Origin of the sequence: Halodesulfovibrio spirochaetisodalis, assembly GCF_001672295.1 — a bacterium.
In the GTDB taxonomy this organism is placed as follows: Bacteria; Desulfobacterota; Desulfovibrionia; order Desulfovibrionales; family Desulfovibrionaceae; genus Halodesulfovibrio; species Halodesulfovibrio spirochaetisodalis.
The window spans coordinates 1-1,888 of sequence record NZ_JXMS01000051.1; the positions used below are offsets into that span (position 1 = coordinate 1).

Annotated in this window: 2 protein-coding genes; one reads left to right on the forward strand and one right to left on the reverse strand. The window is 38.9% G+C overall.

The features are described from left to right. Positions 1–490 precede the first annotated feature (490 nt). On the reverse strand, positions 491–862 hold the full coding sequence (locus tag SP90_RS16335; protein WP_066858801.1) for a hypothetical protein: 372 nt from the start codon (positions 860–862) through the stop codon (positions 491–493). A 280-nt stretch (positions 863–1,142) separates the two neighbouring features. On the opposite strand from SP90_RS16335, the gene SP90_RS16340 reads away from it, so the two are divergent. Further along, complete coding sequence (locus SP90_RS16340; protein WP_066858802.1) at positions 1,143–1,721, forward strand: hypothetical protein; 579 nt, start codon at positions 1,143–1,145, stop codon at positions 1,719–1,721. Positions 1,722–1,888: the final 167 nt, after the last annotated feature.

Here is a 1,888-nt window from a genome sequence, read left to right on the forward strand (position 1 = left end):
ATATTTTTTTGTAGTTATAGCGTGTCTTTTTTCTAGTCAGTGCACTAATTTTGTATGTAGTTTTTTTTTTATGTATGGCTAATCAAGAATATTATGTAGTTGAAAATAATTTTCATCTAGATGGTAAATGCTTTTGAGGATGACTTATTATTCTTAATAGATCGCTTTCTATTCTGTTTTTTTGTTTTGCAATGGGAAGGGCTTTTCTTTTGTTAGTGTATGGATACAGACTTGTTGCAATATGCTTGAAGGTTTTTACTCTTATCTAGTAAAAACAGTTCTTTGCGGCGTAGCGCAGCTGAGTGAAAGTTTTTTGTTTTTGCAGGAATATACGGCTTAGAAATTTGTTAGCCGTTTATGTCTTATAGGGACAGGCGATCCAAGGTGGGGGAGGCAAAGAGAGTCTCGGCGATTGAAAAAAGAGTAGAAGCTGCTTTTATGCGGAGATGTGAAAAAGGGGAGAACAGGAAGGGGTAATTAAGCTTTTTTGCTAGTTTTTTTGCTGAAGATTGTGCAGCAGAGTCATGATAGCTGCGAAAGCTGCAATGCCTGCAATGCCGCTGCCAGCGAGTGCTCCGAGTGTCTGCCATGTATCTGTGTTTGAAATGGCTGTGTTTGTTAAGATGAAATTAGCACAACCCCAAAGGACAGTTTCAAAGCAGACAAGGCCGCCTATTAAGCCGCATTGTGCGGGGACGCTAAGGGCTTGCTTTCTATGTTCAAGGTTGTAAGTCACTGTGATAATGACTGTGAAGAGCACAATGTTTAGCAGTACCCACCAGTGCGCAGGTATAAAAGCAATAGTAAAAAGCGGGGTGCTGATGAACAAAAAAAGGAGCAGCAAAGAGTATTTTTTTTTCATTGAAAATGATCCTACGCCTAGTTGTCTGAAAACGAAATATTGTTATTAGATTGCCTTGTTTGTCAAATAAAACTTCAGTCAGGTTGTGTCGGCAAATGAGCCAACACATAAAATCCACAACTGGTGAGTTTGGCAAAGCTTTTTCTTTTAGCGTGAGTACATCTTGAGATGCTGTTAATGAAAATCCTCATCCGATATTGGAAAACAAATTTTTACTAAAGTTTGTTTTTTATGAACCGAAAAGTTTGTAAGCACTGACTAAAGAAAAAGGAGTGACTTAATGAAAACTTCAGGGGTACTGGATCAACTTTCAAAAGTGCTTCAGCAACAATTGGAGCAGCAGCAAAAGTTAATGAAAAAGCAGACGGCTGGTGCTGATGCTTTATTAATGTCCCAACAGTTAACAGCAACTGATCAGTTGGAAAAGGCAGGCGGGGCAGCTGAAAGCTTTGTCTCAAACTTGTTTGCAAAAGACGCAGTGCAAGTTGCAGACAGTGTTAAGGCGATGTTGGCGCAATATAAGGCTCAACAAAATATTAACGCCAGCCAGTCAGCAAATGCTTCTAGTTTAATTGACTCTGTTTCTGTGTTGACAGACTTTGAATCTTCTCACTCTGAAACACAGGGAGCTGTTCAGCAGGTTGTGAAGGATGCAGGTGTTCGCGATGTTGATCAAATTAAGCAAGAGATGAACAATAAACTATCAGAAGATCAGAGCGAACGAGCCACGAATGAACAGCAGCTGGTAGATAGGGTTGTAAGTTCTTCCGGCGGTGTGTCTACATCAACAATTCGTGTACCAAGAGCTGGAGTAAAAATGGCTAAGGTAAAAGCGCCTTCAATCAGGTTGGTGGTTTAGGTTTACTTTCAAAAATTAAAGTGTGTTATCGAAAAGACCTCGCTCTGCTAGAGTGAAGGTCTTTTTTTGTGGGTAGCAGTTCGCTTTTTTGAATTGATGCACTTAGAAATAAAAATTTTGACATTAGTATTAATTGTTAATGCATTATAAAAACAAAAGTTTATTTT

Excerpts from the sequence above, each read along its gene's own strand:
- SP90_RS16335 (WP_066858801.1), bottom strand. The coding sequence starts at position 862 with ATGAAAAAAAAATACTCTTTGCTGCTCCTTTTTTTGTTCATCAGCACC.
- SP90_RS16340 (WP_066858802.1), top strand. The coding sequence starts at position 1,143 with ATGAAAACTTCAGGGGTACTGGATCAACTTTCAAAAGTGCTTCAGCAA.